At 64.3% G+C, this 20,375-nt stretch carries 16 protein-coding genes; 15 read left to right on the top strand and 1 reads right to left on the bottom strand.

The features are described from left to right. Nucleotides 1-9 precede the first annotated feature (9 nt). Nucleotides 10-1,356 carry a DUF4139 domain-containing protein gene (locus tag V5738_RS14765; protein ID WP_423821580.1) on the top strand — a complete coding sequence of 449 codons (1,347 nt, stop codon included), beginning with the start codon at nucleotides 10-12 and terminating at the stop codon, nucleotides 1,354-1,356. Nucleotides 1,357-1,638: 282 nt separating this feature from the next. On the opposite strand, the gene V5738_RS14760 is transcribed toward V5738_RS14765, so the two are convergent. After that, a complete protein-coding gene (locus V5738_RS14760) occupies nucleotides 1,639-2,526 on the bottom strand; it encodes a polyprenyl synthetase family protein (RefSeq protein WP_423821579.1) in 888 nt (295 codons plus the stop codon). A 174-nt stretch (nucleotides 2,527-2,700) separates the two neighbouring features. Here V5738_RS14760 and shc point away from each other — a divergent pair, with 174 nt between their 5' ends. The 14 genes from shc (at nucleotide 2,701) to hpnH (ending at nucleotide 20,322) form a co-directional block, all read left to right on the top strand. After that, complete coding sequence (shc, locus tag V5738_RS14755; RefSeq protein ID WP_423821578.1) at nucleotides 2,701-5,727, top strand: squalene--hopene cyclase; 3,027 nt, start codon at nucleotides 2,701-2,703, stop codon at nucleotides 5,725-5,727. A 72-nt stretch (nucleotides 5,728-5,799) separates the two neighbouring features. Beyond that, nucleotides 5,800-6,549 carry a purine phosphorylase gene (locus V5738_RS14750; protein ID WP_423821577.1) on the top strand — a complete coding sequence of 250 codons (750 nt, stop codon included), beginning with the start codon at nucleotides 5,800-5,802 and terminating at the stop codon, nucleotides 6,547-6,549. Beyond that, entirely contained in the window at nucleotides 6,546-9,188 is a 2,643-nt protein-coding gene (locus V5738_RS14745) for an MMPL family transporter (protein ID WP_423821576.1), read from the top strand. Before V5738_RS14750 ends, V5738_RS14745 begins: the two co-directional genes overlap by 4 nt. A 17-nt stretch (nucleotides 9,189-9,205) precedes the next feature. Continuing rightward, a complete protein-coding gene (locus tag V5738_RS14740) occupies nucleotides 9,206-9,844 on the top strand; it encodes a CDP-alcohol phosphatidyltransferase family protein (protein ID WP_423824188.1) in 639 nt (212 codons plus the stop codon). 3 nt (nucleotides 9,845-9,847) lie between these two features. Further along, complete coding sequence (hpnA, locus tag V5738_RS14735) at nucleotides 9,848-10,849, top strand: hopanoid-associated sugar epimerase (RefSeq protein ID WP_423821575.1); 1,002 nt, start codon at nucleotides 9,848-9,850, stop codon at nucleotides 10,847-10,849. After that, nucleotides 10,846-11,349: a DUF2147 domain-containing protein gene (locus V5738_RS14730; RefSeq protein WP_423821574.1), complete on the top strand. Its 504-nt coding sequence runs from the start codon at nucleotides 10,846-10,848 to the stop codon at nucleotides 11,347-11,349. Before hpnA ends, V5738_RS14730 begins: the two co-directional genes overlap by 4 nt. A 26-nt stretch (nucleotides 11,350-11,375) precedes the next feature. Further along, the gene (locus tag V5738_RS14725; protein ID WP_423821573.1) at nucleotides 11,376-12,413 is read left to right on the top strand and encodes a catalase family protein; all 1,038 of its coding nucleotides are present in this window, start codon (nucleotides 11,376-11,378) and stop codon (nucleotides 12,411-12,413) included. A 65-nt stretch (nucleotides 12,414-12,478) separates the two neighbouring features. Continuing rightward, nucleotides 12,479-13,234, top strand: a complete 756-nt coding sequence (locus tag V5738_RS14720) for a HalD/BesD family halogenase (protein WP_423821572.1) — start codon at nucleotides 12,479-12,481, stop codon at nucleotides 13,232-13,234. 16 nt (nucleotides 13,235-13,250) lie between these two features. Further along, complete coding sequence (locus V5738_RS14715) at nucleotides 13,251-14,246, top strand: lysylphosphatidylglycerol synthase domain-containing protein (protein ID WP_423821571.1); 996 nt, start codon at nucleotides 13,251-13,253, stop codon at nucleotides 14,244-14,246. A gap of 14 nt (nucleotides 14,247-14,260) precedes the next feature. Next, a complete protein-coding gene (locus V5738_RS14710; protein WP_423821570.1) occupies nucleotides 14,261-15,022 on the top strand; it encodes an NTP transferase domain-containing protein in 762 nt (253 codons plus the stop codon). Nucleotides 15,023-15,024: 2 nt separating this feature from the next. Then, complete coding sequence (gene aepX / locus V5738_RS14705; protein WP_423821569.1) at nucleotides 15,025-16,686, top strand: phosphoenolpyruvate mutase; 1,662 nt, start codon at nucleotides 15,025-15,027, stop codon at nucleotides 16,684-16,686. 126 nt (nucleotides 16,687-16,812) lie between these two features. Further along, a complete protein-coding gene (gene aepY, locus V5738_RS14700) occupies nucleotides 16,813-17,967 on the top strand; it encodes a phosphonopyruvate decarboxylase (protein WP_423821568.1) in 1,155 nt (384 codons plus the stop codon). Then, a complete protein-coding gene (locus V5738_RS14695; protein WP_423821567.1) occupies nucleotides 17,964-19,037 on the top strand; it encodes a 2-aminoethylphosphonate aminotransferase in 1,074 nt (357 codons plus the stop codon). The genes aepY and V5738_RS14695 overlap by 4 nt, the downstream gene beginning before the upstream one ends. 130 nt (nucleotides 19,038-19,167) lie before the next feature. Then, entirely contained in the window at nucleotides 19,168-20,322 is a 1,155-nt protein-coding gene (gene hpnH / locus V5738_RS14690; protein ID WP_423821566.1) for an adenosyl-hopene transferase HpnH, read from the top strand. Nucleotides 20,323-20,375 lie beyond the last annotated feature (53 nt).

Here is a 20,375-nt window from a genome sequence, read left to right as displayed (position 1 = left end):
GGAGCGCGCATGAATACTCGATCCATTGTCGCCGTCGCGGGCCTGGCGCTAAGCGCACCGGCCTTCGCGGGCACGAGCGATACCAAGTCGGCAGTCGATGCGATCGCCCTCTACAGCCAGGGCGCGGCCGTGGTGCAGGACAGCCAGAAGCTGGACCTGACACAAGGCGAGCAACGCATTGCCTGGCCGGTGGTGGGCCAGCTGCAGCCGGCTACCCTGTGGCTGTCTGGCCAAGGCGTGCAGTTGACCGGTTTCAGTTTGGCCGGCAATGCGTCGTCGCAGGGTCGGCTGGCGGCCCGCGTCGGGCAGAGCATCAGTGTGACCGACGACGATGGCCAAACTCGACAGGGGCAGCTGGTCGCCGTCGAGGGCGACACGGCCTATGTGCGTATCCAGAATCGCATCGAGCGCCTTACCACGGCCTCGCCCGATCGGCTCAGCTGGCCGGCTGGCGACAGCGCGCAGGGCAGTGACACGGGCCTCAGCCTGGATATCACCGCGCGTCAGGCGGGTAAACAGAAGCTGACGGCGACCTACCAGACTTCGGCGCCCAGTTGGCAGGCCAGCTATACCGGACGTTTCGACCCGGACAGCGGCCAGCTCGAATTGACCGCGGCCGCGGTGATCGACAACAGCGGCCACGCTGCGCTGGCTGCCGACCAGGCTTGGCTGGTCGCCGGCGATACGTCGCGGGCCGACAATCACGCTCCACAGCCGGTGATGATGTCCAAGATGACCGTCGGCGAGTCTCGTTCGGCAGGCAGTGCCCAGAGCGTGGGCGACGTCTATCGCTATCCGCTGGACCATGGCCTACACGTGCCGGCCGGCGCGACCCAGTCGGTGGCCCTGATCAAGCCGCTGACCGTGGATGCCCAACGCCAGTATCGCTTCGAGAACTATGCATCGAGCGACAGCGGCGAGGCGCGGCGTCATGTGCAGGTGAGCCTGGCATTCGACAACGACTCGAAACAGCCGCTGCCGGCCGGGCCGGTACGTATCTACGATGCCGCGCATCAGGCCCAGCTGATGGGGGGGACGCAGATCGATGACACCCCCGCCGGGGCGCCGCTGGAGCTGACGCTCGGCAGCGCCTTCGATATCACCGGTACGCATCGACTCAGCCAGCAGTCCGAGGCCGGTGGTACGCGTACCACTCAGGTGAGCGTCGAGCTGTTCAACGCTGGCGACCAAGCCCGACAGGTCACGGTCGCCGAGCAGCTGCCGAGCGGTGCCCAGTTGGCCGAAGACGCGCCCAAGACTATGGGGTCGGCCAGCCAGCCCGAGTGGCAGGTCAATGTGCCGGCCAATGGGCACCAGCGCCTGCGCTATTCGTTCACCCAGCCGGCCAGCCGCTGAGCGGTGTGCCGGCCTGGCGTGTTCAGCCGGGCCGGCCTGGGTTAGGACGTGTTGAAATGTCGCCCAAGGGCCGCGCTGTTGCCCCAAATCGTGGCTGGCGAGGCGCGAGCCGCCGGCACTGGGCGTATGCCCTGGTCAAGGCTCGTCACGCGGCTCGACGCGATTGGGGGCGCAATCCAGTCTGGCCGCTCGCTGACGTAGTGCCGCTACGCCGCACTCGCGGCGCCTCGGCTTGTCGCCCAGCAATCTTTGGCGCGGATTCGCGCGGCGCCTCAACACGCCCTAGTGGTCGCGTTTAACGATCTCGCGCGCGATTGCACGTAGCGGCTCGGCGTCGTCGAAGATATCGAGCGCGGCCGTAGCTTCGGTATACAGGCGCTCGGCCAGCGCTTTGGCTTGGTCGAGGCCCAGCAGGGCCGGGTAGGTGGCCTTGTCGTGGGCGATGTCCGCGCCCTGGGTCTTGCCGAGCTTTTCGGTGGACGATTCGATATCCAACACGTCGTCGCGGACCTGGAAAGCCAGACCGATACGGGTGGCGAAGATATCCAGGGCGCTGCGCTGATCGGCCGATAGATTCTCGGCCGCATCCGCGGCCATGGTCACACAGGCCGCCAGCAGGGCGCCGGTTTTGAGGTTGTGGATCTGTTCCAGATCGTCGGTAGTGACGTCGTCGCGGCCTTCGGCGGCCATATCGAGCACCTGGCCGCCGACCATGCCGCGCGAGCCAACGGCGTGCGCGAGCGTGGCGATCTGGGCAGCGCGGGCCGCGGGCGCGTTGTCGAGCCCGCCGTGGCTGGCCACGATCTCGAACGCCAGCGCCTGCAGGCCGTCGCCGGCTAGGATCGCGGTGGCTTCGTCGAAGGCGACATGGGTGGTGGCGCGGCCGCGGCGCAGATCGTCGTCGTCCATTGCCGGCAGATCGTCGTGGACCAGCGAATAAGCATGGATGCACTCGATCGCGGCGGCCGCAGCATCGACCTTGGCGGTCGGTACGCCCAGCACCTCGGCTGCGGCATAGACCAAGCGCGGCCGTACGCGTTTGCCTGGCGATAGCGCCGCATAACGCATTGCTTTATGGAGTCGGGCCGGTGGCATATCAGCGCTTGGCAGACAGGCTTCAAGCACATGTTCGATGCGTTGGCTATAATGCGGGGCTTGATATTCATCCATGGCTAGTTCGTCATCCCTGCGGGCCGGATTGTGTTGTCCGGATGCTCGATTGGCGGGCTAGCTAGCCACTGAACACCGGCAGCGTCAAATGCTGACGCCGTGTTGCCGAAAGGCCGGTATGTCCGGCAGCCGTGGCGCGCCGGTGGCGCTTGAAAACCTGGAAGTCGTTCGTTCATGTCACAAGCTTTACTGCAGACGGATTCCGGTCGGCGTGCGCTGGCCTTTCAGGACGAAATCCTGCCGCTTGTATCGCGCACCTTCGCCCTAACCATTCCCGAGTTGCCAGAGGCGCTGCGGATCGCGATCGGCAATGCCTATCTGCTATGCCGGATCGCCGATACGATCGAGGACGATGCCGAGCTCGATCAGGAGGCCAAAGCGGCCTGGCACGTCGAATTCGTGCAGGTGCTGACGACCGGCGAGGGTGCTGCGGTCTTCGGTCAGCGCCTGGCTCCGAAACTGGCCCCGGCGACGCTGGATGCCGAACGGCGTTTGGTCGAGCATACCGACGAAGTGCTGGTGGTCACCGCCAGCCTGGCGTCGGCCCAGCAGGAGGCCATTGTTCGCTGTGTGCGCATCATGTGCGACGGCATGCCGGAATACGAGCGCGCCGCGTCCGCGAACGGTCTGCCGGCGCTGGTCCATCTGGATCGCTACTGCTACTTCGTGGCCGGTGTGGTCGGCGAACTGCTGTCGAGCATGTTCACAGACCACGAACCGGGCCTGGGTGCACACGATGCCGAGCTCAATCGGTTGGCCGTGTCTTTCGGTCAGGGCCTGCAGATGACCAATATCCTCAAGGATATCTGGGCGGATCAGGCTCGCGGCGTCTGCTGGCTGCCGCGCGATGTGTTCGCGCGGCACGGCTTCGATCTGTCGCAGCTGGACCGGCATACCGTGGATGATTCGTTCGCTGCTGGGCTGTCCGAACTGGTGGGCTTGGCCCACGGCCATCTGCGCAACGCGCTGGAATTCACGCTGCGCATTCCCGGCCATCAGAAAGGCATGCGCCGTTTCTGTCTGTGGGCGATCGGGCTGGCGCTGCTGACCCTGCGCAAGATCCAGGCAAACCCGCATTTCACCGACGGTTCACAGGTCAAGGTCTCGCGGCGTAGCGTGCAGGCTACGGTGCTGACCACCAATCTGGCGGTGGCCGATGACGACCGTCTGCGGCATCTGTTCCATATGACCGCCGGCGACCTGCCGGCGTTGACGCCCACCATCGCCGAAGATCCGGCTGCGCCGATCGACGATATCGCCGAACTGCCGAGCCGCCAGCCGGTCTCGGCCCAGCAGCCGAGTGGCCTCGGGACGGCGATCGAGGCCGCCCGCGACCGTTTGATCACCGATCAGAATCCGGATGGCCACTGGCGCTATGAATGCGAGGCCGACTGTACGATTCCGGCCGAATACATTCTGATGATGCATTTCGTCGGCGATGTCGATGCAGCACTACAGGCGCGGGTAGCCAACTATATCCGCGCCAAACAGGCGGCTCATGGCGGCTGGCCGCTGTACTACGGCGGCGATCATGACCTGTCCTGCTCGGTGAAGTGCTATTACGCGCTCAAGCTGGCCGGCGACGATGTCGATGCCCCGCATATGGTGCATGCCCGTGAGGCGATCCTGGCCCGCGGCGGCGCCGGCCAAGTCAACGTGTTCACGCTGATCGCGCTGGCCCAGTTCGGCCAGGTGCCCTGGCGGGCAGTGCCGTTCATTCCGGTGGAAGTGATGCTGATGCCCGAGGCGTCGCCCTTTCATCTGTCGAAAGTAAGCTACTGGTCGCGCACGGTGATGGTGCCGTTGTTCATCCTGACCAGCCTGCGCACTATGGCCCGCAACCCGAAGGGGGTGAACGTACGCGAACTGTTCACCATCCCGCCGGAACAGCAGCGCGATTTCGTGCCGGCCCAGAACAATCTGCAGAAACTGTTCAAGGGCCTGGACGTGCTCGGGCGCAGCTTCGAGCCGTTGATCCCGCAGTTCGTGCGCAAACGGGCGATCAAAAAAGCGGAATCCTGGATCATCGAGCGCCTGAACGGCACCGATGGGATCGGCGCGATCTTCCCGGCGATGGTCAACGTCTACGAAGCCCTCGGCGAACTCGGTTACCCGGCCGACCATCCGTATCGGGCCGAAACGCGTCAGGCGCTCGACGATCTGGTCTACGAGCACGGCGACATGGCCAACGTGCAGCCTTGCGTTTCGCCGGTCTGGGATACCGGTCTAGCCACTCTTGCCCTACAGGAGGCCGCCAATACCGGCGATACCCCCGAAGTACGGGCCGGGCTGGACTGGCTGTCTGCCCGACAGGTGCTCGAAGGGCCGGGCGACTGGCAACGCGATCATCCGGATCTGCCCGGCGGTGGCTGGCCATTCCAGTACGCCAACGACCACTATCCGGATCTGGACGATACCGCGGTCATCGCTTGGGCGATGTACAACACCGGCGATGGCGCCACCTACGGCCGGGCGATCACCCGGGCGACCAACTGGCTGGTGGGCATGCAGTCGTCCAACGGCGGCATCGCGGCGTTCGATTCGGACAACAACCACGAGTACCTCAACCAGATCCCGTTCGCTGATCATGGTGCCTTGCTTGACCCGCCGACCGCGGATGTCACGGCTCGCGTGATCACCCTGGTGGCATTGCTCAAGCGACCGGAGGACCGGCCCTTCATCGAGCGCGCCATGGCCTATCTCAGGCGCGAACAGGAGGCCGATGGTTCCTGGTTCGGGCGTTGGGGGACCAACTATATCTACGGCACCTGGTCGGTGCTGATGGCGCTGGAAGCGCTCGGCGAAGACATGAGCCAGGACTGGATCCAGCGTGCGGTGGCCTATCTCAAGGGCATGCAGCGCATCGATGGCAGCTGGGGCGAAGACAACGGCAGCTACTGGCAGCCGCCGCGCGGCCGTTCCGATGTGGCGACCAGCTTCCAGACGGCCTGGGCGATGCTTGGCCTAATGGCCGCCGGTGAGCGCAATACGGTCGCGTTGGCGCGCGGCGCAGGTTGGCTGATCGAGGCCCAGGGCGAAGACGGCGCCTGGCACGATCCCGAGCATACCGCGCCCGGTTTCCCGCGAGTGTTCTATCTGAAATATCACGGCTATACCCGTTATTTCCCACTCTGGGCGCTGGCGCGCTATCGCAACCTGCACGGCGAGCCGGCCGAGGATGCCGCGATCAGCGCCGGTTGAGCCGATGCCGCATCTAGAACGCGTGCTGTGGCTAGGCCCGGGCGGGCCGCTGACGATACGGAGCCGGAGTTAATGGCTAAGGCGGATCACGAAGCCAGCCTACCCAGTATGGCTGGCTTGGGCATCATCGCGGCGTTGCCGGGTGAGGCACGGGCGCTGGCACGCCTGCGCCCGCGCGGCCAAGCACGCTTGGCCGGCGGCGGTCGGTTGCGGCTGTCGGGCATGGGCGCCGAACGCGCCGCGGTTGCCGCCGAGCAGCTTGCCGATGAAGGCGCTACGGCGCTGATGAGCTGGGGAACCACGGCAGCGCTGGCACCAGGTATCGACCCCGGGGCGATCGTGTTGCCGGCCGAAATCATTGCTGCGAACGGTGGACGCTGGATAGCCGACCGCCGCTGGCGCGAAAGCCTGGCGGGACGGCTCGCGCCGCGCCATGCCGTGCACGAAGGGGCGCTGATCGAAAGCCTCGACGTGGTTTCCGATGCTGCGGCGAAGCGGCGTCTTTACGACGCCAGCGGGGCGATTGCCTGTGATATGGAAAGTGCGGCGATCGCCACGGTCGCGGCCCGGCGGGGGCTGCGTTTCGTGGCGCTGCGGGCAGTGATCGACGATGCGACCATGGCCTTGCCCCCGGTGGCGCTGGCGGCCATGGACGCCGACGGCCATCTGCAGGTACGGGCCTTGCTCGCAGCGATGACCGGTCGGCCACCGGCCGTGCATGCACAACTGCGTTCGCTTAAGCAGCTGGCTGTGGCCTTTCGGGCTGCGCGCGCCAGCCTGGGCGATGCAGCCTCGGTGGTACTATCTGGGGCGTCTTCTTGAGTCAGAAATTGGCTGAACTGCTGGGGGCCTGGGTTGCGCTCATGGCGCGTCGTGCTGGGTGGGTGATCGCGATCGGGCTCGTGATCACGGTTGCCGGAGCCTGGTACTCGGCCACCCATCTGGCGATGGATACCGATAACTCGGATCTGATCAGCAGCGAAGTGCCGTGGCGTCAGACTTATCTGGCCTATCAGGACGCGTTCCCGGTCTATACCGATAACCTGGTGGTGGTGGTCGACGGCAAGACGCCGGGGCTGGCCGGTGCCGCGGCCGATCGGCTGGCGCAAGCGCTGCGCCAGCAGCCGAAGCTATTTCCCGCCGTCTATGAGCCCGGGGGCGGGGATTTCTTCGCCAACAACGGTTTTCTGTATTTGTCGCCGGAGCGGCTCGATTCCTTGGCCGACCGGCTGACCCGTATCCAGCCGTTTCTTGGCCGGCTGTCGGCCGATCCGACCCTACCGACGTTTTTCAATCTGCTGAACGAGGCGATGGCCCCGGACGCGCCGGTGGATCTCGATCTGACCCCGGTGTTCTCGGAGCTGGCCCGGACCTTCCAAGCCAGCCGCGAACAGCGCTTCAATCGGCTGTCCTGGCAACAGCTGATCGGTGGCGACCAGCCAGGGGTGTCGGACCGACGCTTCATCATCATCCAGCCGAAGCTCAACTACAGCGCCTTGTTGCCGGCCAACCAGGCCATGGACGCCGTTCGCGATACCGCCGAGCGGCTGAATCTCGATGCGGCACACGGCATTCGGATCCGCCAGACCGGCGAGGTGGCCCTGTCCGACGAAGAGATGGCCAGTGTCTCCCATGGGGCCGCTTGGGGCGCCACGGCAGCGTTTATCGTGGTCGGCATTATTCTGTACCTAGGGCTGCGCTCCTGGGCATTGATGGGCGCATCTCTGGCCAGCCTGGTCGCTGGCTTGATCGGAACCGCTACCTTTGCGGCCCTGGTAGTAGGGCGGCTCAATCTGATTTCAGTGGCCTTCGCGGTGCTCTATATCGGGCTGGGCATCGACTACGCCATTCACGTGGGCTTGCGCTATCGAGAAGCACTCGCGGAGCTGGGCGATACGGTCAGCGACCGTGCGTCCGGTGTGGTCCGGGCGCTGCGCACGGCGATCTCCGATGTCGGTCTGTCGCTAACCCTGTGTGCGTTGACCACCGCGGCCGGGTTTTTCTCGTTCATTCCGACGTCCTACTCGGGCGTGGCCGAGCTGGGGCTGATTTCGGGCGCCGGCATGTTTGTCAGTCTGGTGGTCAGCCTGACCTTCCTGCCGGCTGCGTTGGCTCTGCTCAAGCCCTGGGCGCCGGCCGGTCGCGGCCCGGGCGGTGGCGTGCTGGCGCCGTTTATCGGCCATCGGTCCCAGCGCTGGATTCTGGTGACGGCGGGCCTGATTGCGCTCGTATGTGCCTGCGCACTGCCGTTCATGCGCTTCGATCCAAGCACCCTCGATCTGAAGAATCCGGATAGCGAATCGGTCAAAACCTATCGCGATCTGCTCAAGACTAGCGAGCACTCGCCGCTGACCTTGGTGACGACTCGAAACACGCTCGACCAAGCCCAAGGGCTGGCCAATCGGGTGGCCGATCAGCCGCTTGTCTCCGGCGCGATGACGGTGGCCGATTTCGTGCCCGAACATCAGGAGGCCAAGCTGGCGACGATCGGCGATCTGGCCCTGACGCTGGCCATCATGCGGCCGGATATGAGCCAGGCCGCCGATGCCGGGGCCCGGCGCCAGGCGATCGACACGTTTGCACAAACGCTGGCCGACTATCGCGACCGGACCCAGGGCAGCGACAGTCAGGCTGCCGCGCGTCTGGCCCGGGCCTTGTCCGGATGGCAGGATTGGTTTGCCGAGCAGAACGCTTCGCGTCAGCGCCAGATCTTGGACGGCTTGCACGACCGGATCCTGTCCGGGCTGCCGCGCCAGATCGATGGCCTGGCCAGTGCCATGAATGCCTCGCGGATCACGCTCGACAATCTGCCGGATACGCTCACCAGTCGCTGGATCGGCCGTAACGGCAGCTATCGGATCGAGGTTTCGCCTAAGGGCGATCTCGATGATGAGTCGGCGATCCGGCGGTTCGTGAACAACGTGCGCGAGGTTGCCCCGAATATTACCGGCGCGCCGGTGCTCGAACTGTCTGCTGGGCATACCGTATCGCAGGCGTTCGTCCAGGCGTTCCTCTATGCCGGCGTATTCATCACGCTGTTTTTGCTGGTGTTGCTGCGCAGCGTGGTGGATACGCTGCGGGTGCTCACGCCGCTGGTGCTGTCCGGGTTGATCTTGGTCGCTGCCACGGTCTGGCTGGGTATTCCATTCAATTTCGCCAATGTGATCGCGCTGCCGCTGTTGCTGGGCGTCGGCGTAGACAGCGGTGTGCACGTCGTACATCGGCTGCGCGGGCACGATCAGCGCCAGCCGTTTCTCGCGACCTCCACGGCCCGAGCGGTAGTATGGTCGTCTCTGACGACCATGGCCGGCTTCGGCAGCCTGGCGTTTTCGCGCCATGCAGGCACCGCGAGCATGGGGGAATTGTTGACCATCGGCATGCTTGCCGTACTGGTGACAACCCTTATTGTCGTCCCGGCTTTGTTTCGTATCGTGCCCAAGACCCACGTTGACAGGGATTGAATCAGATGTCTGAGCCCATCGATCCGGCTGCCCGTAGTTCGGCGGCTCCTGCACGACCATTGGATGCCCGCCTGGCGCGGCGACTGGTACGTCCGCTCGAAGGCACTTCGGCGCGGCCGAATCACCTGACCACGCTACGGTTGGTGCTCGGCCTGGTGTCGGCGTTCTGTCTGGCGCATGCCAGTTTGGTCATGGCCAATATCGGTGCCTTCGTATTCGCGCTGTCGAACTTCGTCGATCACACCGACGGCGAGCTGGCCCGTATTTCCGGCGCCTCGAGCCGATTCGGCCACCTCTATGACCTGGCCTGCGATGCCATCATCCATACGCTGTTGTTCGCAGCCCTGGGCTATGGCCTCATTCATAGTGACCTGGGCGGCTGGGCGCCTTTCATGGGGCTGGTTGCCGGCGTGTCGGTCGCGTTCATCTTCTGGCTACATATGGTCATGGAAGACGAACTGGGCAAGGCTGGGGCGAAGCTGCCCTCGGCCGGCTGGTTCGAGATCGAGGACGTACTTTATCTGTTTCCGCTGGTCACTATTTGCAACGTACGCGAGAGTTTTCTCGTGCTGGCATTCATTGGCGCGCCGGCGTTCGCGATCTGGTTGGGCTGGTATTTCCGGCTGCTGCGCCGGCGCGCTGTGACAAGGAGCTGATTCATGCGGGCTTTGATTACCGGCGCCACGGGATTTGTCGGCAGCGCGGTCGCACGCGCCGCCCTGCGCGATGGCTGGCAAGTTCGGGCCGCGCGGCGGGCCCACAGCGACCTGACCGCTCTGGAAGGTCTGGATCTCGAGTATGCGATCGTCGATCTGGCCGACCAGGCCGGACTGACCGAGGCCATGCGCGACTGCGATGCCGTCTTCCACGTCGCGGCCGACTATCGTCTCTGGGCGGCCGATCCGAACGAGCTCTACGAAAACAACGTCGAAGGTACGCGCCGCGTCTGTGAGGCCGCCCGCGCGGCCGGGGTGGGCCGGGTCGTGTATACCTCGAGTGTGGCCACGCTGGGTATTCCCAAGAACGGCCAGCCCGGCGACGAGAACACACCGGTCGGGCTCGCGGATATGATCGGCCACTACAAACGCTCGAAATTCCTGGCCGAGGAAGTCGCGCGCGAGTACGCCGCGAGCGGTCTGGATATCGTCATCGTCAATCCCTCCGCGCCGATCGGGCCCCGCGATCACAAGCCGACGCCCACCGGCCAGATGGTGCTGGAAGCCGCGGCGGGCCGTATGCCGGCATTCGTGGATACCGGGCTGAACGTGGCCCATGTCGACGATGTAGCCCGCGGCCATCTAGCGGCCTTTGCGCACGGCGTGGCCGGGCGGCGCTATGTGCTGGGCGGCACCGATATGTCGCTGGCCGATATCCTGGCCTTGGTTGCCGAAATCGTCGACCGGCCGGCGCCGAAGGTCAAACTGCCGCACAACATGGTGCTGCCGGTGGCCCACGCCGCCGAAGCATTTGCGCGGGTCACTGGGCGCCCGCCCAAGGTCACCGTGGACGGCGTCAAGCTGGCCAAGAAACGCATGTTTTTCTCGCATGCGCGTGCCAGCACCGAACTCGGCTATAAAGCGCGCCCGGCGCGCGATGCCGTGGCCGATGCCGTGGCCTGGTACTACGCCCACCGTTATCTGCCGGCCGGCAAACGGCCGTGAAGCACGCAGTTTGGATCGCGGCGCTATGGCTGGCGTTGCCCGCGATCGTTTGGGCCGAGCCGGCGCCGCGGGACGCCATCGAAGGCTACTGGCGCACGGCCGACGGCGGGGCGATCGTGCATATCACCGCGGACGACGGTCATTTCCCGGCCCGCATCGTCTGGCTGAAACAGGATCACTATCCGGCCGACGATGCCCAGGGCATGGGCGGTCAGGCTATCGTCGATCGCCATAATCCCGATCCGGATAAGCAGGATCGCCCCGTGGTTGGGCTGCGTCTGATCAAGGATCTGGATTATCATGTATTAGACAACGGACAGGCTCGCTGGGAGCACGGCCGGGTCTACAATCCCGACAACGGCAAGTGGTACCACTGCTATCTCCGCATGGCCGATCACGATCATCTGAAACTGCACGGTTATATCGGCCTGCCCATACTGGGGCATACCACCACCTGGACGCGTGTAGCCGCGCCCGAGCCGTCATCGTCCGCCGAATAGAAACATGATAGGTCCTGATTATGTACGTGCGTTATTCCGACGATCTGGAGCGCGAGCAGCCGGACGAGCAGGCCAAGATCCGCGATATCGTCGACTATCTGCGCGTTGCCCATGAGCGCGCGATTGCCGCAGGCCAGCACGCGCCCCGCGATACCCATGCCAAAGGCCAGGGCTTCGTCAAAGGCACGCTGACCGTCGATGCCGACTTGCCGGAGGAACTGGCCCAGAGTCTGTTCGCCGCGCCGGGCGATTATCCTGCGGTACTGCGCTTTGCCACGGAGCCCGGTGCATTCGTTGATGATCGCGTGCCGGCCGCTCGCGGATTGGCGATGAAGGTTCTGGGCGTTGGCGGCGAGAAAATGGCCGACGACCGCGCGACCCAGGACTTTCTGTTCAACAACTGCCCGATCCTGCCGTTGGCCGAGGTTACGACCTATCGCGAGATCGCGTATCTAAGAGCCGAGTACGGCCACGATCCACAGGCCTTGGCCGAACAGATCGCCAAGCGCGACGATGCACATGTCCAGACGCTGTTCGAACGCCTGCCCAATATCGATCTGCTGGCCCACTCTTATTACAGCCAGTCGGCGTTTCGCTACGGCGACTATGTCTGTAAATACGCGCTGATGCCGTATGACGAGGACCAGCGAGCACTGGCGGCTCGGACCGTGACCGACGACGATTCACAAAACGCGCTATCCGAGTGGCTCGCCGAGTTTTTGAGCCAACACGAAGCCCGCTTCGATTTCTGTGTCCAGCTGATGACCGATCCGGCGGCGATGCCCATCGAGGATGCCTCGGTCGAATGGGATGTCGGCAAGAGCGCTTGGCGCCGGGTCGCGCATCTGCATTTGCCGCGCCAGGATCCGTTCACACCGGCCCGGCGCGATTTCAGCGAAGACGTGTTGTCTTTCGATCCCTGGGCCGGGCGGGCCGATCTGCGTCCGCTGGGCTCGATCAACCGAGTACGCAAATCGGCCTATCGTGCCTCATCGACGCGCCGGCACGAAGCCAATGGTCGGGCCGAGTTCGAACCCGCCTCGAGCGCCGATATCCCCGACTAGTACGGCGCCGCAGCGAACGGGCCCCAGTTATTGTTGATTAGCGTCGACCCGATAAGGAGACGTCGATGAGTACTGCCAGCGTTGATGAAATGATCGCGGATACCGATGCCGCCGATGCCGCGGGTTTCGTGGACGAGCTCGATACGCCAGACCTGAAGCAGCGTTTCGAGACCGACAACGAATTCTTGTTTCTCGACGAGTTCCTGCCGGCCGAAACCACTACTCAGTTCCAGGCTCGAATTCCGGAGCTGACCGAGGCGATCCATCGCAACTTCATCCCGCGTCATAAAAAAGGCGGTAGCGTCTCGCGCTATGCCCTGGACGAGCTCGCCCCAGAAATCCCGGCCCTGTACCGCAATCCGAAGTTCATTGCCTGGCTGGAACGGCTGACTGGCGAGACGCTCGAAGTCTGCCCGGAATCCGATCCGCATGCCTACGCCCTGTATTTCTATACTGAGCCCGGTGACCACATCGGTTGGCATTTCGATACGTCCTACTATGCCGGCAAGCGCTATACGCTGTTGCTCGGGGTGATCGACGAATCGTCCTCCCAGCTCGAGTTCGAGTTGTTCAAAAACGACGACGACCGCGAGACCGTGGCCGATGCTCGTAACCTGCGCCCGGGCGCGATGTGTTTTTTCAACGGCGACGAGGTCTGGCACCGAATCACGCCGCTGGGCGAGAATGAGCGTCGTATCTCTTTGACTTTCGAGTACGTTACCGACGCCCATATGGGCCGCTGGCAGCGCTTCGTATCGAATATGAAAGACTCGATCGCCTACTTTGGCTTCAAGCAAGTCTTCAAGCGCAATAAGCGCTGACAGCTGTACCCGGCCCGTGAAGCGTACCGCTGCCATCATGCTGCTGACCGGGCTGGCTCTGTTCACGGCTGTGTTGGCCTGGCAGGGCCTGCCGGCGATCGGTCGCGCATTGTCCGCGGCCGGCTGGGGGTTGGCCGTGGTTTCGGCCTGGCACCTGGTGCCGCTGATCTTCGACAGCCACGCCTGGCGGATTTTGTATCGGCGCCCGCGCCCGGGGGTCGTACGTATCGTCTGGGCCCGCTGGATCGGCGAATCCATCAACAGCCTGTTGCCGGTCGCGCAGATCGGTGGCGATATCGCCAAGGCCCGGCTTCTGATCAAGCACGGGCTGGGCGCGGCTGAAACCGGTGCGACCGTGGTGGTTGATATCACCTTGGCCGCGGTCAGCCAGATGCTGTTCGGCGTGCTCGGGTTGGTGCTGCTGCTGATCCTGATCGATCAGCCGGATCTGGCCTGGGGGGTGGCGGCCGGTATCGCGGCCATGCTGGCCCTGCTGGGGCTGTTCTATCGCCTGCAGCGCGGCGGTCTGTTCGCAGGATTGGCGGGCATGGTCAAACGCATCGGCGGCGGCCGCGAATGGCTGGACTTCGTCGGTGGCGCACAGGCGCTGGATGCCGCGATCTTGGCGATCTATGCGCACCCGGGCTGTGTGCTACGGGCTTTGTTCTGGCGGCTGATCGGCTGGTTTGCCGGGGTCGGTGAGGTCTGGCTGGGGCTGTATTTTCTCGGTCATCCGGTCGGTCTGGCCGATGCCGTGATGCTGGAAGCCTTGGGCCAGGCGATCCGTGGCGCGGCCTTTGCCATTCCGGGCGCCCTGGGCGTACAGGAAGGTGGTTTCGTGGTCCTGGCCTCGTTGATCGGGCTGGGCGCCGATACCGGGCTGGCACTGTCGCTGGTCAAACGCGTGCGCGAACTCACACTGGGCATTCCGGGACTGATGGCCTGGCAGTGGGCCGAAGGCCGGCTGGTCGGGCGTGCGCGCAGCCCGGCGCCTTCTATACGACATCCGTAACACTGGATTATTCAATGCATGCAGTTCTTCTGGCGGCCGGGCTCGGCCGTCGACTCAATGAAATCACCGGCGGCGGGCCGAAATGCCTGCTGCCGTTCGGCGAGGCCAGCCTGCTGGAACGCCATCTGCGCGCGCTGCGTACGGCCGGGGTGGAGTCGCTGACCGTCGTGGTCGGTTTCGAGGCCATGCAGATCGAACAGGCCCTGGGCATGCTGGATTCGCTGGTACCGCCCGACATGGCAGTGGGCACCGTCCATAATCCGGCGTTCCGCCAGGGCAGCGCCAAGAGCGTGCTGGCGGCCCGCAATATCCTCGAAGGCGACGACGATATCCTGCTGATGGATGCCGACGTGCTCTACGACCAGCGCATGCTGAGCGCGCTGCTGGGCGAAGGCAGCACCGACGTGTTGGGCCTGGATACTCGAGTCGGCGCCGATGACGCCGAGGCCGTCAAGGTCTGTCTCAAGGACGACCGGATCGTGGCCTTCGACAAGAGCCTGCCTGAAGGCCTGGATTACGACACGGTCGGTGAATCGGTCGGTTTCTTCCGTCTGTCGCCGGCCAGCGCCGATGCCCTGCTGCTCGAGTGTCACCGCGTGGCCGATGCCGACGACGATGCTCCCTACGAAGCGGCGCTGCAGCGCGTGATGCTGGCCGAGAACACGGTATTCAAGGCCGCCGACGTGTCGAGCCTGCCCTGGATCGAGATCGATTACCCCGAGGACGTCGAACGGGCCATGTCCGACGTGCTTCCCCAACTCCAGAACAACGGTTAGCCATGCGCAGTGACGACAACCCTTCTGCGGCCCCGGCCCAGACCAAGACCCGCGCGCTGCGCGATCTGCTGAACTCCGGCCGGCTCGAATTCATCATGGAGGCCCATAACGGGCTGTCCGCTCGGATCGTCGAAGAGGCCGGTTTCGACGGCATCTGGGCTTCGGGGCTGGCGCTGTCGGCGGCCTTCGGGGTGCGCGACTCCAACGAGGCGAGTTGGACCCAGGTGCTGGAGGCCGTGGAATTCATGGCCGATGCCAGCTCGGTGCCGATTCTGCTGGACGGCGATACCGGCTATGGCAACTTCAACAATCTGCGGCGGCTGGTCAACAAGCTCGAGTCGCGCGGCGTGGCTGGCGTGTGCATCGAGGACAAGCTGTTCCCCAAGACCAACAGCTTCATCGACGGCGAACGCCAACCACTGGCCGATGTCGACGAGTTCTGCGGCAAGATCCGCGCCGGCAAGGATGCCCAGCAGGACCCTGATTTCTGCATCGTCGCCCGCGTCGAGGCATTGATTGCCGGCTGGTCGGTCGAGGAGGCGCTGGAACGTGCCCGGGCCTATCATGCCGCTGGGGCGGATGCGATCCTCATCCACGACAAGGCGCCGCGATTCGACAATATCCAGCGTTTCGCCGACGGCTGGGACGTCGACTGTCCGCTGGTGATCGTGCCGACCAAATACTACTCGACGCCGACCGACGTCTTCCGTTCGGCGGGCATCAGCCTAGTGATCTGGGCCAACCACACCGTGCGTTCGGCCGTGACTGCCATGCAGCGCACGGTGACCGAAGTCTACGAGACTGAAACCTTGACCGGGATCGAGGATCGGATCGCGCCGGTCTCCGAGATCTTCCGGCTACAAGGCGATCCCGAGCTGCGCGAGGCCGAAAAACGCTATGCCGGCGATGCCGGTGCAGCAACGCGTGCGATCGTGCTGGCCGCTGCCCGCGGCGAAGGTCTGGAGCCGGTCACCGAAGCCCGGCCGAAGGCCATGCTGGAAGTCGCCGGCAAGCCGCTACTGCGGCATCTGGTCGATGTCTTCAAACAGCAGGGGCTGCACGATATCACCGCGGTAGCGGGCTATCGCCCGGATACGATCGATGTCGCCGGGGTCAAGGTCGTGGAGAACCCGGCCTACGAGACCACCGGTGAGCTGGCGTCGCTGGACTGCGCCCGAGAGCATTTCGGCGACGACAACCTGATCGTTTACGGCGATCTGATCTTTCGCCGTCACGTGTTAGCCGATCTGTTGGAAGCGCCCGGCGAAATCACTGTCGTGGTCGATTCCGAGGGCCGGCGCAATGGCCAAGCGCCGCAGCGTGATCCGGCCTGGTGCAGCGCCCCCGACGATCGGGCCTTGTTCGGTCAGACGGCCACCTTGACCCATATCGGCACCGACAAGGCCCCGAATACCGCGCCACACGGGCGCTGGATCGGCGTCATGCGCAGCCGTGGCGAAGGTCGGGTCTGGATTCGTGAAGCGCTCGACAAACTGCGCGCCGAAGGCCGTTTTGAGACGGCCGGCGTGCCGGAGCTGCTTAACGAGCTGATTGCGGCCGGCCGTCGCGTGGATGTGATCTATATCACCGGCCACTGGCTCGACGTCAACGACCTCGACGATCTGCGCGCCGCATCCGAATTTGCCCAGGGCAGCTCGGTATGAGGCGTTGCGAATCAGGGCCGGCTGGCTCGATATGACGTGTAGAGACCCAATGTCGGGCTCGCGCTGGGTTTGGCCCGGCCAGGCGAGTGCGGCGATGGGCGCCCAGATGCTTTCAGGAGAGTGACCATGACGCTTCAGGCGAACGACTTCATCGATCGCGCGGCGGCCTACGGCTATGACTTCTATGCCGGCGTGCCGTGTTCGTTTTTGACGCCGTTCATCAATACGGTGATCGACAGCGACCGGCTGACCTATGTCTCGGCGGCCAACGAGGGCGATGCAGTGGCGCTGGCCGCTGGCCAAGCTCTGGCCGGCAAACGGGCCGTGGCCATGATGCAGAACTCGGGGCTGGGTAACGCGGTCTCGCCGCTGACCTCGCTGAACTGGGTGTTCCGGCTGCCGATCCTGCTGATCGTGACCTGGCGTGGCGCGGCCGAGGTTGCCGACGAGCCGCAGCACGAGCTGATGGGGCGGATTACGCCCGATATGCTCGATACCATGGAGATTCCCTGGGAAATCTTCCCCGACCAGGCCGATGCGGTCGATGACGCGCTGGCCCGGGCCGAAGCACATATGAACGACACCGGTCGGCCCTATGCCCTAGTGATGAAAAAGGGCACGGTCGCGCCGGCCGAGCTGATGCGTACCGAGCCGCCAACCCAAAGCCGCGGTGCGATCACGTTCCGGCCGGCACCGCCGCGCCATCCCCAGCTCACGCGCCGCGATGCGCTTGCCCATTTGGTCGCGCACACCGCAGTTGCCGACAGCGTGGTCATCGCTTCGACCGGTTTTGCAGGCCGCGAGCTGTATGCCATCGAGGATCGCCCGAACCATCTGTACATGGTCGGCTCCATGGGCTGTGCACCGCTGCTCGGCCTCGGTTTGGCCATGGCCCGGCCGGATCTGAAGGTGTACGTGGTCGACGGCGACGGGGCAGCGCTGATGCGGCTTGGTGCGATGTCCACGCTGGCCGCCTATGGCCCGACCAATCTCTATCATCTGCTGCTCGACAACGGCATGCATGAATCGACCGGCGGCCAGGCAACGGTCTCGTCGGGCTTGTCGTTTGCAGCGATCGCTGCCGCGGCCGGTTACCGCACCACCTACGAAGGTTACGAGCGAGCGACCATCGATCAGATGCTGGCCGGCAGCTCGCAGGGCCCGGCCTTTTCGCATTTGCATATCCAAGCTGGTACCGACAAGGCCAGCCTGCCGCGTCCAGCGGCGTCGCCAGTCGAAGTCAAACAGCGGCTGATGGCGCATATCGGAGGCGATTCGTGAGCGGTGAACTATTGCTCAACCCGGGGCCGGTCACGCTGACGCCCCGGGTGCGCGATGCCCTGGCCGGCCCCGATCTGTGCCATCGCGAGCCCGAGTTTTTTGATCTTCAGGACGAAATCCGGGCTCGGCTGGCTGCCGTCTACGAGCTCGACGACGAGACTTGGTCGCCGGTATTGATCAGCGGTTCGGGGACGGTCGCCGTCGAGGCCATGATGGCCTCGTTGCCGGCCGACGACGACCGGGTACTGGTGATCGAAAACGGCGTCTACGGCGAGCGTATGACGCGCATGGCCGAGGTCCACGGTATCGCCCACGAGACGCTGGCGTTGGCCTGGGGCGAGGTCGTCGATACCGAGGCGCTGCGGCTGCGCTTGGCCGCGGGTGGTTTCAGCCATGTTGCAGTGGTACATCATGAAACCACGACCGGCCGCCTCAACGATCTGGCTGCGATCGCAGCGGTCTGCGCAGAGGCCGGCGTCGGGGTATTGGTTGATGTAGTGTCGAGCTTCGGTGCCGAGGCGATTGAGTTCGGGCCAGCGATCACGGCCGTGGCGGCTACGGCTAATAAATGCCTGCACGGGGCGCCCGGCGCCGCCTTCGTGCTGGTCCGCCGTAGCGCCCTGGCGGCAGCGCGCACCCGGGCCCTGTATCTGGATTTGGCCGGCTACAGTGCCAAGCAGGATGAGCGGGGGACGCCGTTCACACCGGGGGTGCCCGCATTCTATGCCTTGGCCGAAGCGTTGGCCGAACATGCCGAGTTCGGCGGCTGGCCGGCCCGCGGCGAACGCTATCGCCGGCTTGCCGACCAGGTCGGCAACGGGCTGGCCGAGCTGGGCATCGAATCGCTGCTGGCCCCAGGGGCATCGTCCTGCGTGCTGCGCGCCTATCGATTGCCGTCGGGTGTGTCCTACGATGTACTGCACGATCGGCTCAAGGCCGAGGGATTCGTCATCTACGCCGGGCAGGGGGGATTGTCGGATCACATTTTTCGTATTTCCACCATGGGCGCTCTTGAGGTCGCCGACATGGACCGACTCATCGCGGCGATTCGCGAGATAACGCAGCGCTGATATGCAACAATAGTCGGTAACGAAAATTAAATATGTATAATGCAGTGCGCCTGCGGCTTGTGTCGCATCGTATTCGCTGCTCCCGGATCGGGCATTCATTGTCCCGATCGGGCTCCAACAAGAGGTCGAAATGGCAGTACCGCTGATTCAACAGTACAAAGTGGCGCGCTATATCATGGGCCAGAAGATCGCCCGGCGTGAGCGCTATCCGCTGGTGTTGATGCTGGAGCCGCTTTTTCAGTGCAATTTGGCCTGTGCCGGCTGTGGCAAAATCGATCATCCCAAGGACATCCTCAAGCAGCGCATGAGTGTCGAGGACGCATTGAACGCGGTCGACGAGTGCGATGCGCCGATGGTGTCGATCCCCGGTGGCGAGCCGCTGATTCACAAGGACATGCCGGAGATCATTCGCGGCATCGTGGCGCGCAAGAAGTTCGTTTATCTGTGCACCAACGCCTTGCTGATGAAGAAGAAGATGGACGACTATGATCCGTCGCCCTACTTCACTTGGTCGGTGCATCTGGACGGTCTGAAAGAACGCCACGACGAATCCGTCTGTCAGGACGGGGTGTTCACGAAGGCGGTCGAGGCCATCGAGATGGCGCGCGATCGCGGCTTCCGCGTCACCATCAACTGCACCCTGTTCGACGGTGAAGTGCCGGAAGAGGTGGCCGACTTCTTCGACTACGTCACCGACCTGGGTGTGGAAGGCATTACAGTTTCGCCGGGCTACTCCTACGAGCATGCCCCGCGCCAGGACGTGTTCCTAGGCCGTTCCAAGGCCAAGAACCTGTTCCGTGAGATCTTCCGCCACGGCAGGGAGCGCGGCGCCGACTGGAAGCTCAACCATTCGTCGCTGTACCTGGATTTCTTGGCGGGCAACGAGGCCTACCAGTGCACGCCCTGGTCGAACGTGACCTACAACATCTTCGGTTGGCAGAAGCCCTGCTACCTGTTGGTGGACGAAGGTTATGAAAAGACCTTCAAGGGCCTGATGGAAAACACCGAGTGGGAGAAGTACGGGGTCGGCCGCAATCCGAAGTGCGACAACTGCATGGCGCACTGCGGCTACGAAGGCACGGCGGTCGAGGATACGTTCTCGCACCCGCTGAAGGCGCTCAAGAGCATGATGAAGGGCCCGCGCTTGTCGGGCGACTTCGCCGAGGAACTGCCGATCCTTTACGGCGATCGTGCGGCCGCCACGGCGACCAAGATCCCGATCTCGCAGATCGGCCGTCGCCAGTCGAGCGATCAGTCCAGTGAGAAAGAGACGGAAGTCAGCTAAACCCGTACTTTCTCGTCTTTTTTGAGACTCGGGCCGCCGGTGCGCCGGCGGCC

It is taken from the genome of Salinisphaera sp. SPP-AMP-43, from assembly GCF_049568105.1.
In the GTDB taxonomy this organism is placed as follows: Bacteria; Pseudomonadota; Gammaproteobacteria; order Nevskiales; family Salinisphaeraceae; genus Salinisphaera.
The sequence above is the reverse complement of the archived record's forward strand: the minus strand, read 5'-3'. Positions and strand labels throughout refer to the sequence as shown.

Coding starts and splice junctions, on each gene's coding strand:
- V5738_RS14765 (WP_423821580.1), top strand. CDS start 10: ATGAATACTCGATCCATTGTCGCCGTCGCGGGCCTGGCGCTAAGCGCA.
- V5738_RS14760 (WP_423821579.1), bottom strand. CDS start 2,526: ATGGATGAATATCAAGCCCCGCATTATAGCCAACGCATCGAACATGTG.
- shc (WP_423821578.1), top strand. CDS start 2,701: ATGTCACAAGCTTTACTGCAGACGGATTCCGGTCGGCGTGCGCTGGCC.
- V5738_RS14750 (WP_423821577.1), top strand. CDS start 5,800: ATGGCTAAGGCGGATCACGAAGCCAGCCTACCCAGTATGGCTGGCTTG.
- hpnA (WP_423821575.1), top strand. CDS start 9,848: ATGCGGGCTTTGATTACCGGCGCCACGGGATTTGTCGGCAGCGCGGTC.
- V5738_RS14720 (WP_423821572.1), top strand. CDS start 12,479: ATGAGTACTGCCAGCGTTGATGAAATGATCGCGGATACCGATGCCGCC.
- V5738_RS14710 (WP_423821570.1), top strand. CDS start 14,261: ATGCATGCAGTTCTTCTGGCGGCCGGGCTCGGCCGTCGACTCAATGAA.
- aepX (WP_423821569.1), top strand. CDS start 15,025: ATGCGCAGTGACGACAACCCTTCTGCGGCCCCGGCCCAGACCAAGACC.
- aepY (WP_423821568.1), top strand. CDS start 16,813: ATGACGCTTCAGGCGAACGACTTCATCGATCGCGCGGCGGCCTACGGC.
- hpnH (WP_423821566.1), top strand. CDS start 19,168: ATGGCAGTACCGCTGATTCAACAGTACAAAGTGGCGCGCTATATCATG.